We start from the raw sequence: 12,879 nt of genomic DNA on the forward strand, positions 1-12,879 counted from the left end.
CGCGAGCAGACGCGAGGGTACCCCATTTCGCGCATTTTGGGGTACCCACGTGTCTGCTCGCGGGAGATCCGGGCCGAAAATCAGAAGGTGCTCGTCGGGCGCACGCTGTTGGCCAGATCGACCAGGGCGTAACGGTGGGACTGGGTCGGCGCCACCCGGGCCAGGGCCCGCAACGATGCCTCGACCCCGAGTTTCAGGCCGTGCTCGGTGAACGGGAAACCGAGGATGTGGTTGTTGCTCGCCGAGTTGTCCGCGAGCCAGTCCATCGCGGTGCCCAGCACCAGCGCCCGGATCTGCAGCACCCGCGGCTCGGAATCGGGCAGCGCCTCCACGCGGCGGGCGGCGTCGCGGATGTGTTGTTCGGTGATCTCCCCGGTGGACCGGCCGGACAGCAGCGTCACCGCACTTGTCAGCCTGGCCGTGGTGAAATGCCGTGAGGTGGGCGGAACCTCGTCGAGGGTACGGACCGCCTTATCGCGTTCGCCGACCACCGACTGGGCCCTGGCCAGCCCGAATCCAGCCGAGATCACCCCGTTGTCGGCGCTCCACACGGTCTCGTAGAACTTCAGCTCATCGGCCGTGCCCGCCAGCTCGGCCGTCGCGGCGAGCGCCAGTTTCGGTGCCAGCTCACCGGGCAGGGTGTCCAGCACCTCGGTGAAATGCTTTGTCGCCGAGTCATAATCGGCGGACAGCATCTCGGCCACCGCGTGAAACCAGACCAGCCGCCAGCGCCAGCCGACCCGGGCGGCCAGATCGTCGAGCTTGCGGGTGGCCTTGGCGACATCGCCGAGATCGAGCAGGGCGCGGGCCTCCATCAGGGGCAGCTCGACGGATTCGGACAGGTCGATGCCCTCGGCGTCGAGTGAACCGTGCCGTGCCGCGCGCAACTGGTCGAGCGTGTGGACGGGCTGGCTGAGCACGCTGGCCGCCAGTATCGGCGCCCCGACGTCGAAGCGGTCGACCAGCGGCACCGGCAGCGCCCTGACGATCTCCTGCGCGGTCAGCTTCTCGGAATGTACCTGGCCGTCGACGTAGACGTCGGTGTGCGCCACCAGCAGATCCACCCCGAACGTCGACCTGGACGGGCTGAACGCCGTCGACAGGCCTGGCCTCGGCACGCCGCTGTCGGTGGCCACCACCTCACGCAGCACACCGAGCAGCTGGGCCGACATCTCCTCGGTGCTGATGAAGCGGCGCCGCGGATCGGGGTCGATGGCCCGGCGCAGCATCCGCCCGAACGAGTCGTAGGTCTCCAGCACCGGGTCCTCCGACGGCAGGCCGTCGACGTAGCGGCCCCGGCGGGTGCGCAGCTTCAGCGTCAACGACGCCAGGGTCCGGCCCACCGTGTAGATGTCGGTGGCCACCGTCGGCCCGGTCCGCACGATCTCGGGCGCCTGGTAACCCGGTGTGCCGTACAGATATCCGTAGGAGTTCAGCCGGGACACGGCGCCGAGGTCGATCAGTTTGAGCTGCTCCTCGGTGATCATGATGTTCTCGGGTTTGAGGTCGTTGTAGGCCAGCCCGATCGAGTGCAGGTAGCCCAGCGCGGGCAGGATCTCCAGCATGTAGCCGATCGCCTCGGCCACCGGAAGCTGCTGGCCCTTGGCCTGTTTGAGCGATGTCCCGCCGACGTACTCCATGACGATGTAGCCGACCGGGTTGCCGTGCTTATCGTCGTGTTCGACGAAGTTGTAGATCTTGACGATCCCGGGATGGGTCACCTCGGCCAGGAACTGACGTTCGGCCATCGCGATGGCCTGCGCCTCGGCGTCCCCGGAATGCACCAGGCCCTTGAGCACCACCGGGCGCTCGTTGACGTTGTGGTCGAAGGCCAGATACACCCAGCCCAGTCCGCCGTGCGCGATGCAGCCCTTGATCTCGTACTGGTCGGCCACGGTGTCGCCGGGGGACAGTTGCGGCAGAAACGAATACGCGCTGCCGCAGTGCGGGCACCAGCCCTCGGACAGCGCATGGCCGTCGGGTGAGGACCGGCCGACCGGTTTCCCGCAGTTCCAGCAGAACCGTTTCGACTCCGCCACCACCGGGTCGGTCATCAAGGCGGTCAACGGATCCCGCTCGGGCACCCGGGGGATCTCCACCAGCCCGCCACCCAGCCGGCGCATCGGGGACAGGAGCCGGGTAGCCATCGTGGCGTGCTCGTGCGGTTCGGTGTCGCCGGTTTCCAGCGTCAGATTGTCGGAGTCGTCGAACTCGGGCCGGTACACCGCCTGGGTCGCCATCGGCCAGATGGTCGACGCCGAGTCCAATTCGAGGTCGTCCAAACTGGCCGGCTGGGTTCCCGGTCCGGTGTCGGGTGCCTCGGTGTCGTCTGGTTCGGTCATCAGTCGACGTACCTCGCGACCGGTGGTGACGGCGCCGGGCCCAGTACCGTCAACCATTTTCGGTACAGCGTGCCCCAGGTCCCGTCGCTGCGGATCCGCTCCAGGGTGCGGTTGACCACGCGCACCAGCCCTTGGTTGTCCAGGTTCACCCCGATCCCGTAGGGCTCCTGGTTGAGGCTCGGACCGACGATGTGCAGGTAGGGATCCTGGGACACCAGCCCGGCGAGGATGGAGTCGTCGGTGCTGACCGCGTCGGCCTGCCGCTGCTGCAGCGCCACCAGGCAGTCGGCCCAGGTCACCACCGAGACGATGATCGGCGACGGGCTGATCTGCTGGATCCGGTTCAGCGAGGTGGTGCCGTTGACCACGCAGACCCGCCGGCCGGACAGATCCGAGGCCTGATTGATGTTGGAATCGCGGGCGGCCATGATGCGCTGATTGGCCATCAGGTACACCGTCGAGAAGTTCACCAGCTTCTTGCGCTCACACGTGATGGTCATGGTCTTGACCACGATGTCGACCTGATTGTTCTGCAGCGCGGCGATCCGGTCGGCCGAGGACAGGATGCGGTACTCGACCTGGGACGGGGTGCCGAAGATGTCGCGGGCCACCTCGCCGGCGATGTCGACGTCGAAGCCGTTGATATCGCCGGTGATCGGATCCCGGAAGGAGAACAGGTTGCTACCGATGTCGAGGCCCACGATCAGCCTGCCGCGGGCCCGGATGTTGGCCACCGCGGCATCGGCCTCCGCCTGATCGCTGAACGGGCGCAGGCTCGCGGTGCGGTTGCACTCGTCGTCGTCCTCATCGAAGCCGGGGGCCCGCACCGGTTGCGGGGCGAGCTCTTCCATACCCGCCGGGGTGGGCGGTGCCAGGGTCACCGCGGGCAGGGTGAGGGCGGGTGCGTTCTGACTGCATCCGGCCGCCATCAGGACCGTCACCAGGAGGATCAGGACGTTTCGCATCGGTTGTCTCTTCTTCGCGCAAGCGCTCATCATCGGTACTCGCTCAGTCGTGGCCACAGCCCCAACGCCACCGCCAACGCGGCGGACACGCTGAGCAGCGCCGCGCCGACGGTCGCACCGGACAGCACCCGGCGGGCGTTGGCGATGTCGTTGCGGAGCTGGCTGCGGCTCTGTTCGATGCCCTTGGACAGCGACTCGTCAAGCTTGTCGAACGCGGGCGTCGAATCGTCCTCACCGGTGCCGAGGGCCACCTGGGTCGCGGCCTGGTAGTTGCCGACCGCGATGTAGGCGTTGATCCGGTCGTCGGCGGCCCGCCACCGGGTGAGCAGCTGCTCGGCCCCGGCCAGATCGCTCTTGTCGATGCCGGTGTCGCGGGTCAGATAGTCCGAGAGCTGCTGCTGCATCACATCGATGCGCTGGTAGTAGGACTGCTTGCGGACATCCTCGTCGCCGCGGCGGATCAGCGCGAGGGTTTCGTCGGCGCGGGCCTGCTGCGCGGTGATGGCCAGGTTGGTCACGGTTTTGAGGGAATCGGCGGCGGTGTCCTTGGCGCTGCGGCTGTCCGATGTCGAGATCACCAGCGCGGTGGTCACCCAGATCAGCATGATGACGACCGCGACACCACCCGCGACGAAGCCGATGTTGACCCGGCGCCGGGTGCGCCGCGCCAGCCAGCGGTTGGCGAACGCCCCGAACAACAGGGTGGCCAGCACCACCAGCATGACCGGGGTCGGGATCCGGGTGGAGGCCGTCGTCTCGGAATCGACGCGTGCCGAGGTTTCCTCGTACAGGTGCTGGGCGTCGGGCAGGATCTGGGTCTGCATCATCGCCGATGCTTCCGACAGGTAGGACGAGCCGACCGGGTTGCCGGCCCGGTTGTTGGTGCGGGCGGTCTCGACCAGACCCGTGTAGACCGCGAGCCGGGCGTTGATCCGGCCCAGCAACTGCACCAGTTCCTCGTCGGTCAACCCGCTCGACGCCCGGGTGACCGCCACCGACGCGTCGGTGATGGCCTGCTCGTAGCGCTGGCGGACATCGCGAGGTTCGGCGCCCGCGATGAACGCCGTGGCGGCCGCGGCGTCGGCGACCGACAGTGTGGTGTAGAGCCGCCCGGCCGCGAACGCCAACGGTTCGGTGTGGTCGAGCACCGTCGTCAGCGCCTGCTGACGGTCGTTGACGGTGGTGGAGGTGGCGAAGGCGCTGGCGATCACAAGCGCCGACAGCACCAGGCCGATGGTGAGGATCCGGCCGGGAGTGGTCCACAGGAACCACCAGCGCGGGTGGGCAGGAGTGGTCGGCGACCGGGACGCGAGAGGCTCGGTCGAGGGGTGTGCCAACTCCACGGTCACCTGCGCGAGGACCTCATTTGGTTTCGGTGCTTTCGGCTGTCTCGGGTCGCTGCAACTCTATAAAAGAATTCTAAGAGTTCGTGGGAAGGCTCGCGCCGAATTTGGGGCCCACCGAAATCCGCAGCGGTCCTTATCCTGAACGGATGCGTGGCGACGGTGACGGCTGGGTGATGTCCGATGACGGTGCCCGGTTCTGGGGGCGCCACGGTGCGGCCGGCCTGATGTTGCGGGCGCCGCGGCCCGACGGATCGGCCGCGGTGCTGTTGCAGCACCGGGCGCCGTGGAGCCACCAGGGCGGCACCTGGTCATTACCCGGCGGTGCCCGCGACAGCCATGAGACGGCCGAACAGGCCGCGGTCCGGGAAGCCCACGAGGAGGCCGGGCTGGAGGCCGAACGGCTGACCGTGCGCACCACCGTGGTGACCGCCGAGGTCGCCGGCGCCGGTGGCACCAGGTGGACCTACACCACCGTGATCGCCGACGCGCCCGAGCCACTCGAAACGGTCCCCAACCGGGAGAGTTCGGAGCTGCGCTGGGTGGCCGAGGACCAGGTCGACGAGCTGGCGTTGCATCCGGGCTTCGCGGCGAGCTGGCAGCGGCTGCGGGCCGTCGCGGCCGAGATCCCGTTGTTGGTCAACCGGCAGCGCTGAGCGCGGCCCGGAGTTCCGCCGCGGCCGCGCGCGGGTCGTCCGCGGCGGTGATCGCGCGGACCACGACGATGCGGCGGGCGCCCGCGGCCAGCACCTCGTCCAGCCGGTGCCTGTCGATGCCGCCGATCGCGAACCACGGCTTGGCCGGGGCGAGCGCCGCGGTGCTGCGGACCAGATCCAGACCAGGCGCCGACCGGCCCGGTTTGGTCGGGGTCGGCCAGCACGGCCCGACACAGAAGTAGTCAACGGCCTCGTCCACCGCGGCCGCGACCTGATCGGCGTCGTGGGTGGACCGGCCGATCACCGGACGGTCGCCGATGATTCCGCGCGCCACGTCCAGCGGCAGATCGTCCTGGCCGAGGTGCAGCACGTCGGCCCCGGCCGCCAGCGCGATGTCGGCCCGGTCGTTGACGGCCAGCAACGCGCCGTGGCGGCGCGCCGCGTCGGCCAGGATCGCCAGCGCTTCCAGTTCCTGGCGCGCCTCAAGCGGCCCGAACCGCTGCTCCCCGGCCGATCCCTTGTCCCGCAGCTGGATCAGGTCGACGCCGCCGGCCAGTGCGGCGTCGGCGAATTCGGCCAGGTCACCGCGCTCGCGGCGGGCGTCGGTGCACAGGTACAGCGCGGCGCGGCGCAGGCGGTCGGCGGGTGTTTGCACACCGCGACGGTAGCGCGTGCCCGCCGAGTACCCTGGACTGGCAATACGGGAGTCCCGGGATCGTGGGGCTGAGAGTGGGCGACGGACCGGCCCTTACCGTCACACCTGATCCGGATCATGCCGGCGAAGGGAGGAGCGGATATGGCACGCACACTCGCCGTCATCGGTGGCGGCGTGATCGGGCTGTCGGTGGCCCGCCGGGCGGCGCTGGACGGCTGGGCGGTGCGGTTGCACCGCGCCACCCAACGCGGCGCGTCCTGGGTGGCCGGCGGCATGCTGGCCCCGCACAGCGAGGGCTGGCCCGGTGAGGACCGGCTGCTGCGGCTTGGCCTGGAATCGCTTCGGCTGTGGCACTCGGGGTTTCTGGACGGTTTGCCACTGGAGGTGGTGACCGCCCGCGAATCCCTGGTGGTCGCCGTCGACCGGGCCGACGTCGCCGATCTGCGCACCGTCGCCGACTGGCTGGCGGCCCAGGGGCATCCGGTCGAGCCCACGACCACCGCGCGCGATGTGGAACCCCTGCTGGCGCAGGGCATCCGGCACGGCTTCCGGGCGACGACGGAGCTTGCGGTGGACAACCGCGCGGTGGTCGATGCGCTGGCCGCGCACTGCGAGCGACTGGCCGTGCGGTGGGCCGGGCCCGTCGAGAACCTGGCCGACCTGGACTCGGCCGACGCGGTCGTCGTCGCCACCGGGGTCGACGCACCGAAACTCGTGCCCGGCCTGCCGGTGCGCCCGGTCAAGGGTGAGGTGCTGCGGCTGCGGTGGCGCAAGGGCTGCATGCCGGTGCCGCAGCGGGTGATCCGGGCCCGGGTGCACGGACGTCCGGTGTATCTGGTGCCGCGGGCCGACGGTGTGGTGGTCGGTGCCACCCAGTACGAACACGGCCGCGACACCGCACCGGTGGTGACCGGGGTGCGGGACCTGCTCGACGACGCCTGCGCGGTCATCCCCGCGCTCGGCGAGTACGAGCTGGCCGAGACCGCGGCCGGGTTGCGGCCGATGACACCGGACGGGGTACCGATCGTCGAACGGATCGACGAGCGCACCCTGGTGGCCGTCGGGCACGGCCGCAACGGATTTCTATTGGCGCCGTGGACCGCTGAGCGGATCGCGGCCGAACTCGAAGTGAATGTGGGAGTCAAATGATCAGCATCACGATCAACGACGAGGTCATCGAGGTGGACGAGCTGACCACCATCGGGGGGCTGCTGGAAACCCGCGGGTTTCCGGAGAAAGGCATCGCCGTCGCCCTGGACTGGTCGGTGCTGCCCCGGTCGGAATGGGACCGCACCCTGGCCGACGGGGCGCGGGTCGAGGTGGTCACGGCGGTGCAGGGTGGTTGATTCCAAACTCACCATCGGTGGCCGTGAGTTCGGCTCCCGGCTGATCATGGGTACCGGCGGCGCCCCGAATCTCGCTGTGCTGGAGGAAGCTCTGGTCGCGTCGCGCACCGAGCTGACCACGGTGGCGATGCGCCGGGTCGATGCCGAGGCCGGCACCGGGGTGCTCGACCTGCTCAACCGGCTGGGGATCGCGACGCTGCCCAATACCGCGGGCTGTCGCGGCGCGGCCGAGGCGGTGCTGACCGCGCAGCTGGCCCGCGAGGCGCTCGGCACCGATATGGTCAAACTCGAGGTGATCGCCGACGAGCGGACCCTGCTGCCCGATGCGATCGAATTGGTCAAGGCCGCAGAACAATTGGTCGACGACGGGTTCATCGTGCTGCCCTACACCAATGACGACCCGGTGCTGGCGCGCCGGCTGGAGGACACCGGCTGTGCCGCGGTGATGCCGTTGGGCTCGCCGATCGGCACCGGGCTGGGGATCTCCAACCCGCACAACATCGAGATGATCGTCGCGCAGGCCGGGGTGCCGGTGGTGCTCGACGCCGGGATCGGCACGGCCAGCGACGCCGCCCTGGCGATGGAGCTGGGCTGCGATGCGGTGCTGCTGGCCACCGCGGTGACCCGGGCCTCCGATCCGCCGGCCATGGCCGCGGCCATGTCCGGCGCCGTCACCGCCGGATATCTGGCCCGTCGGGCCGGGCGCATCCCGAAACGGTTCTGGGCCCAGGCCTCCAGCCCGGCGCTGTGACCGGCGGGCCGGGCTTCGCCGAGACTGCGGTGAGAGCATAGAAATGCGCGAAAACGCGAACTGTGCGCAGACTCGATGCAGTCGCTATGTGGCCCTGGGCAGTTCGATGGCGGCCGGGCCCGGGATCAAGCCGTCGGCGCCCGGTGCGCCGTTCCGGGCCGGACGCTCGGCCCGGAACTATCCGCACCTGGTGGCCGAACGCCTCGGCCTCGACCTGGTCGACGTCACCTACTCCGGGGCCACCACCGCGCACATTCTGCGCGAGCGGCAGAACGGGGCGCCGCCCCAACTGGACGCGCTCGACGGGTCCGAGACCCTGATCACCGTCACCATCGGCGGCAACGACGCCGGCTACGTGCCGTTGTTGACGGCCGGTGCCCTGCCCCGGGTGCTGCATAGCCTGCCGGTGCTCGGTCCGCGGCTGCGTGACCTGCTCGATCCCGCCGCCCGCGACACCGCTCTGGATCAGGTGGCGGTGTCGCTGGTCGAGGTCGGCGCGGCCATCCGCGGGCGGGCCCCGCGGGCCACGGTGTTGTTCGTCGACTACCTGACGCTGTTGCCGCCGGCGGGGGCTGCCGCGTCGCCGCTGTCCGATGAGCACGCCGAACTCGGCCGCCACGTCGCCGCCACCCTGGAAGCCCACACCGCCGCCGCGGCCGCCGAGACCGGTGCCGGTCTGGTGCGTGCGGCGCAGGCGAGCCGGGATCACCACGCCTGGTCGGTACGGCCGTGGACGACGCGCCCCGGCTGGCCGCTACCCGGTCGGCCCGCACCCCTGCACCCCAATGCCGACGGGATGCGGGCGGTCGCGGATCTGGTGGTCGAGACCGTGTGACGCCCACTGCCGAGCCGCCGAGTGTGAATCCTCTGCGAAAAATCGGCCATTTTCTCGCAGAGGATTCACACTCGCGGTCGGCGCGGGGCAGTGACCCCAGCGGCCCCGCGCGGCGGTGACGATCGCAGGCGAATACGGGAATACTGGACGGCGATGATCGAACTGGCCGGGCTGACCAAGCTCTACGGAACCCAACGCGCGGTGGATGACCTGACCTTCAGCGTCGAGCCTGGCGTGGTCACCGGGTTCCTCGGGCCCAACGGTGCGGGCAAGACCACCACCATGCGGCTCATCCTCGGCCTTGACCATCCGAGTGCCGGGACCGCGAAGATCGACGGCAAGCATTACCGGGAACTGCGGGAGCCGATGCGCACCGTCGGCGCGCTGCTCGACGCGCGCCAGGCGCACCCCAACCGCAGCGCCCGAAACCACCTGCGCTGGATCGCGGCGGCCAGCCGGATCCCGGCCGGCCGTGTCGACGAGGTGCTGGAGACCGTCGGCCTGGAATCGGCGGCGGACCGGACCGCGGGCACCCTGTCGCTCGGCATGGCCCAGCGGATGGGTATCGCGGCCGCGCTGCTCGGCGATCCGCAGGTGCTGCTGTTCGACGAGCCGGTCAACGGCCTGGACCCGGAGGGCATCCACTGGATCCGCACGTTCATGCGTGAGCTGGCCGCCGAGGGCCGCACGGTGCTGGTTTCCAGCCACCTGCTGGCCGAGATGGCCAACACCGCGGACCGGTTGGTGGTGATCGGTCAGGGCAAGCTGATCGTGTCGACCACCGTCGCCGAATTCGTGAGTGGCACCGCGGCCGACACCGTGCGGGTGCGCAGCCCCCAGGTGGAGACCCTGCGCGAGGTGCTCGCCGACGCCGGGCTCGAGGTCGACGCCGACCCGAGCGGAACCGTGCTGAGCGTGCACGGCGTGGCGATCGAGGTGATCGGCGATCTGGCCGCGCGCAACTCGATCACCCTGCACGAGCTGAGCACCCGGCAGGCCTCGCTGGAGGAGGCGTATCTGAAACTCACCGACGACGCCGTCGACTACCGGGCGGCCCGGCCGTGAGTGCACTCGCGGCGCTCGACGCCGAACGGATCAAACTCGCCACCACCCGTTCACCGCTGTGGACGGTGATCGGGGTGGCCGCGCTCAGCCTCGGCCTGGCGGCCCTGCAGGGGGGCAGCGCCTACGGCAGTCCGCTGCCGCCAGGTGACGCCGCGTTGGGGGTCGCGGTATTTGGGGTGCCGGTGCTGATGGTCCTGGCGTCGATGACGATGACCGGCGAGTACCGCAGCGGACTGATCCGGACGACGTTCCTGGCCACGCCCAACCGCACCGTGGTCCTGATCGCGAAAGCCGTTGTGTGCGCCGCGTTCTCCTCGGTGTGCGCGGTGCTGATGGTGCTGGCCTCGGTGCTGGTGGCCCGGTTGGTCGCCGAACCCGTTGTCGGTGCACAGCTGACCATGACCAACCCGGCGACCTGGCAGGTGGCGGGCGGCTTCGCGCTGTACGCGGCGCTGGCCGCGGTGCTCGGGGTGAGTGTCGGTGCGCTGGTGCGGGTCGCGGCAGGCGCCGTCGCGGTGCTGTTGTTGTGGCCGCTGGTGGCCGAGCCGCTGCTGGGCAATATGCCGGGCAACGGGGCCAGGATCGGGCCGTGGCTGCCGTTCGCCAACATGTTCCGGTTCCTCGGCGTGGAGTGGTTGTACCCCAGCTACGACATTCCCTGGGGCGAAGTGGGCTCGCTGGTGTACTTCGCGGTCCTCATCGTGGCGGCACTGGTCGCCGCGGTCATCGTGCTGAACAGGCGAGATGCCTGACCGGACTGGATGAAGGAGTTCGTTTCGTGACCACGCCCCGCATCGCCCTCGTCAGCGCGGTACCGGCGGCGATCCCGCCCGCCGCGCAGGCGTTCGCGGCCGAGTTCCCCGCCGCCGACGTGTGGAACATTCTCGACGACCGGCTGCTGAACGACGCCAACGCACGCGGCGGCCTCGACGAGGGCCTGATCGCCCGGATGCAGAGGCTGATCGCGCACGCCGTCGACGAGCGTGCCGACGCCGTGCTGCTGACATGTTCGCTGTACGGACCGGTGGCTCAGCAGGTCGCCCGGACCGCGCCGATCCCGGTGCTCGCTCCCGACGAGTCGGCGTTCGCCCAGATCGCCCGCGAGGGTTACCCACGCGTGCTCGTCGTCTCGTCCTTCGCCGCTGCGGCCGAGGACTCGACCCGGCGGCTCGGTACCGAACTGGCGCGTGCCGGGGTGGCGACAACCCTCGACAGCGTCGTGGTTTCCGAGGCCAAAGCGGCCACGGAGGCCGGCGATCAGGATGGTCTCGAGCGTGCGCTGATCGACCGGCTCACCCCGCTTGCGCCGGAATTCGACGCCGTGTTCTTGAGCCAGTACTCCCTTGCGCCGGCCGGTCGCGTCCTCGCGGCCGCACTCGGCCTGCCCGTGGTCTCCGGGCCGGAGAGCGCGGCCCGTCGACTGGCCGGCCTGCTGAGTGCGACGGCCGGCCCCGTCGAACCCTCGTGACGGGCACCGGGGACCGCCACCTCACGGCCAGCTGGGTGCGGGCCGCGGCAGCGGATGGGCGCCTTCCGGGCGCAGCCCGTCGAAGATGATGGCGAGGTAGCGCCGCCACAGATCCGGGGGCGGGTCGGACAGATACTCGACGGCGTGCACCGGTGCGCAGATCAGGACGAAGACGTCGGTACCGGTGACGTCCTGGCGAACCGCGCCGCTTTCGCGCGCCCGGTCCACCAACGACACGACGGTCGCGTGCAGTTGATCGTAGAGCCGCGCCACCTGGGTGTCCCCGGCGCTCGCCGTGGTCAAGAACGTCAGATCGCGTTGCTGGCGCTGGTCTGCCGCCACCGTCAGGAACTCAAGAAGCGCGGCCCCCGGGTCCGAGGAATCCAGCAGCTCCCGGGCGACGGTCGTCAGCGCCGTCATATGCCTGGAGACGATCGCGGCGATCAACTCCTCCTTCGTGGCGAAGTGACGGAAGACGGTGCCCTTCGCGACGCCCGCCCGGCGGGCGATATCGGCCACCGAGGCTTCCAGGCCCCGTTCCGCGAACTCCTCCTCGGCGGCTGCCAGCAGCGACTCGCGATTGCGTGCCGCATCGGAGCGTAGGGGGCGAACGGTCGGGGGCACGGGTCGGATCCTAACAAGTTGACCGTACGGTCACTTTGTGGGAGCCTCGGGTGGTTAACATGACCTAGTGGTCACCTTATGGAGGTAGACATGAAACTGAACGGCGCGACCGCACTCGTCACCGGCACCAACCGTGGACTCGGCCACCATCTCGCCGTCGACCTGCTGCGCCGCGGGGCGAAGGTTTACGCCACTGCCCGGCGGCCCGAACTCGTCGATATCGCCGGGGCCGAGGTGTTGGCGGTGGACATCACCGATCAGTCGTCGGTCGACGCGGCCGCGGTCCGCGCAGGCGATGTCGATGTGTTGATCAACAATGCCGCGTTCACCGCGGGCGGGAACCTCGTGACCGGCGATCTGGACGCGATCCGGGCGGTGATGGATTCGAACTACTACGGCACGCTCGCGATGATCCGCGCGTTCGCGCCCGTCCTCGCTCGCAACGGCGGCGGCGCGATCCTCAACGTGCTGTCGGCCGCGGCGTGGGCCACCGTCGACGGCAACACCGCCTACGCCGCCGCCAAGTCCGCGCAGTGGGGACTGACCAACGGTGTGCGCGTCGAACTCGCCGGCCAGGGAACCCTGGTCTCGGCCCTCGCGCCCGGGCTGATCGGTACCCAGACGCTGTTCGACTTCGCCGAGAACGCCGGGATCGTGTTCCCGGAAGGCTCGGTGAGCGACCCGGCCGACCTGGCCAGGTTCGCCCTCGACGGGCTCGAGGCCGGGGAGATCGAGATCGTGGACCGGATCGGCGCCGAAGCGAAGGCCAACCTCAGCGGGCCTCCGCGGGCTTTCGATCCCACTCCCGTCGGCGCCTAAAGGTCAGGGC

The 12,879-nt window shown here is 69.9% G+C and carries 14 protein-coding genes and 1 riboswitch; of the genes, 9 read left to right on the plus strand and 5 right to left on the minus strand.

The window, feature by feature from the left end; all coding sequences use genetic code 11:
• Nucleotides 1-80: 80 nt before the first annotated feature.
• The 3 genes from ACWDTP_RS16550 to glnX form a co-directional block, all read right to left on the minus strand.
• On the minus strand, nt 81-2,342 hold the full coding sequence (locus ACWDTP_RS16550; protein ID WP_450021554.1) for a serine/threonine-protein kinase PknG: 2,262 nt from the start codon (nt 2,340-2,342) through the stop codon (nt 81-83).
• Complete coding sequence (locus ACWDTP_RS16555) at nt 2,342-3,271, minus strand: glutamate ABC transporter substrate-binding protein (protein WP_450021624.1); 930 nt, start codon at nt 3,269-3,271, stop codon at nt 2,342-2,344. Before ACWDTP_RS16555 ends, ACWDTP_RS16550 begins: the two co-directional genes overlap by 1 nt.
• A gap of 65 nt (nt 3,272-3,336) precedes the next feature.
• Complete coding sequence (glnX, locus tag ACWDTP_RS16560) at nt 3,337-4,656, minus strand: protein kinase G-activating protein GlnX (RefSeq protein ID WP_450021556.1); 1,320 nt, start codon at nt 4,654-4,656, stop codon at nt 3,337-3,339.
• A 143-nt stretch (nt 4,657-4,799) separates the two neighbouring features.
• Here glnX and ACWDTP_RS16565 point away from each other — a divergent pair, with 143 nt between their 5' ends.
• Complete coding sequence (locus tag ACWDTP_RS16565; protein WP_450021558.1) at nt 4,800-5,306, plus strand: NUDIX hydrolase; 507 nt, start codon at nt 4,800-4,802, stop codon at nt 5,304-5,306.
• Here ACWDTP_RS16565 and thiE read toward each other — a convergent pair.
• Nucleotides 5,290-5,961, minus strand: coding sequence for a thiamine phosphate synthase (thiE, locus tag ACWDTP_RS16570; RefSeq protein WP_450021560.1), 672 nt, complete (start codon nt 5,959-5,961; stop codon nt 5,290-5,292). The two genes, ACWDTP_RS16565 and thiE, sit on opposite strands and share 17 nt — an antisense overlap.
• A gap of 35 nt (nt 5,962-5,996) precedes the next feature.
• Nucleotides 5,997-6,110: riboswitch (TPP riboswitch) on the plus strand.
• On the opposite strand from thiE, the gene thiO reads away from it, so the two are divergent.
• From thiO to ACWDTP_RS16605, 7 genes are all read left to right on the plus strand, one after another.
• Entirely contained in the window at nt 6,103-7,110 is a 1,008-nt protein-coding gene (gene thiO, locus ACWDTP_RS16575) for a glycine oxidase ThiO (RefSeq protein WP_450021562.1), read from the plus strand. Its footprint overlaps the riboswitch before it by 8 nt.
• Nucleotides 7,107-7,307 (plus strand): sulfur carrier protein ThiS, encoded by a 201-nt coding sequence (thiS, locus tag ACWDTP_RS16580; RefSeq protein ID WP_450021564.1) that lies wholly within the window; start codon nt 7,107-7,109, stop codon nt 7,305-7,307. Before thiO ends, thiS begins: the two co-directional genes overlap by 4 nt.
• The gene (thiG, locus tag ACWDTP_RS16585; protein WP_450021566.1) at nt 7,300-8,058 is read left to right on the plus strand and encodes a thiazole synthase; all 759 of its coding nucleotides are present in this window, start codon (nt 7,300-7,302) and stop codon (nt 8,056-8,058) included. The genes thiS and thiG overlap by 8 nt, the downstream gene beginning before the upstream one ends.
• A gap of 43 nt (nt 8,059-8,101) precedes the next feature.
• The gene (locus ACWDTP_RS16590; RefSeq protein WP_450021568.1) at nt 8,102-8,893 is read left to right on the plus strand and encodes an SGNH/GDSL hydrolase family protein; all 792 of its coding nucleotides are present in this window, start codon (nt 8,102-8,104) and stop codon (nt 8,891-8,893) included.
• 153 nt (nt 8,894-9,046) lie between these two features.
• Nucleotides 9,047-9,958, plus strand: coding sequence for an ABC transporter ATP-binding protein (locus ACWDTP_RS16595; protein WP_450021570.1), 912 nt, complete (start codon nt 9,047-9,049; stop codon nt 9,956-9,958).
• Entirely contained in the window at nt 9,955-10,710 is a 756-nt protein-coding gene (locus ACWDTP_RS16600) for an ABC transporter permease (protein WP_450021572.1), read from the plus strand. The genes ACWDTP_RS16595 and ACWDTP_RS16600 overlap by 4 nt, the downstream gene beginning before the upstream one ends.
• Before the next feature lie 26 nt (nt 10,711-10,736).
• A complete protein-coding gene (locus ACWDTP_RS16605) occupies nt 10,737-11,426 on the plus strand; it encodes an aspartate/glutamate racemase family protein (RefSeq protein WP_450021574.1) in 690 nt (229 codons plus the stop codon).
• A gap of 21 nt (nt 11,427-11,447) precedes the next feature.
• Here ACWDTP_RS16605 and ACWDTP_RS16610 read toward each other — a convergent pair whose 3' ends face one another.
• Nucleotides 11,448-12,050, minus strand: a complete 603-nt coding sequence (locus tag ACWDTP_RS16610; protein ID WP_450021576.1) for a TetR/AcrR family transcriptional regulator — start codon at nt 12,048-12,050, stop codon at nt 11,448-11,450.
• 90 nt (nt 12,051-12,140) lie between these two features.
• On the opposite strand from ACWDTP_RS16610, the gene ACWDTP_RS16615 reads away from it, so the two are divergent.
• Complete coding sequence (locus ACWDTP_RS16615) at nt 12,141-12,869, plus strand: SDR family NAD(P)-dependent oxidoreductase (protein WP_450021578.1); 729 nt, start codon at nt 12,141-12,143, stop codon at nt 12,867-12,869.
• Nucleotides 12,870-12,879 lie beyond the last annotated feature (10 nt).

This window comes from Mycobacterium sp. NPDC003449, from assembly GCF_053588415.1.

What these genes read in the sequence shown, in the direction of transcription:
- thiO (WP_450021562.1), top strand. Translation starts at nt 6,103, where the DNA reads ATGGCACGCACACTCGCCGTCATCGGTGGCGGCGTGATCGGGCTGTCG.
- thiS (WP_450021564.1), top strand. Translation starts at nt 7,107, where the DNA reads ATGATCAGCATCACGATCAACGACGAGGTCATCGAGGTGGACGAGCTG.
- ACWDTP_RS16550 (WP_450021554.1), bottom strand. Translation starts at nt 2,342, where the DNA reads ATGACCGAACCAGACGACACCGAGGCACCCGACACCGGACCGGGAACC.
- ACWDTP_RS16590 (WP_450021568.1), top strand. Translation starts at nt 8,102, where the DNA reads ATGCGCGAAAACGCGAACTGTGCGCAGACTCGATGCAGTCGCTATGTG.
- ACWDTP_RS16595 (WP_450021570.1), top strand. Translation starts at nt 9,047, where the DNA reads ATGATCGAACTGGCCGGGCTGACCAAGCTCTACGGAACCCAACGCGCG.
- ACWDTP_RS16555 (WP_450021624.1), bottom strand. Translation starts at nt 3,271, where the DNA reads ATGGCGGCCGGATGCAGTCAGAACGCACCCGCCCTCACCCTGCCCGCG.
- ACWDTP_RS16565 (WP_450021558.1), top strand. Translation starts at nt 4,800, where the DNA reads ATGCGTGGCGACGGTGACGGCTGGGTGATGTCCGATGACGGTGCCCGG.
- ACWDTP_RS16615 (WP_450021578.1), top strand. Translation starts at nt 12,141, where the DNA reads ATGAAACTGAACGGCGCGACCGCACTCGTCACCGGCACCAACCGTGGA.